Source organism: Rhizobium ecuadorense (genome assembly GCF_001187535.1).
Classification (GTDB): domain Bacteria; phylum Pseudomonadota; class Alphaproteobacteria; order Rhizobiales; family Rhizobiaceae; genus Rhizobium; species Rhizobium ecuadorense.
Genome location: NZ_LFIO01001819.1, coordinates 1 through 217 on the forward strand (window position 1 = coordinate 1; position 217 = coordinate 217).

Annotated in this window: 1 protein-coding gene; it reads right to left on the reverse strand. The window is 61.8% G+C overall.

Annotated elements, in window-relative coordinates; all coding sequences use genetic code 11:
* A partial coding sequence (locus AF337_RS38650) for a substrate-binding domain-containing protein (protein ID WP_160320421.1) occupies positions 1 to 217 on the reverse strand: 217 nt, incomplete at both ends.

Below are 217 nucleotides of genomic sequence, written 5' to 3' on the forward strand. Positions count from 1 at the left end.
GTTTCCACTCGTGCCAATTGGTTTCCAGAAGCAGCTCCAGCGACCGCCGGCCGATCTGGCGCACCGGCTGGCGGATGGCCGTCAGCGGCGGTGCAAAAAGATGAAGCGGACCGACATCGTCGAAGCCGATGACCGAGATGTCATCGGGGATCGAGACGCCTTGGCTTCTGAATACCTCGACCAGCCCGATGGCGATCTCGTCGGAGCTGGCGAAGAT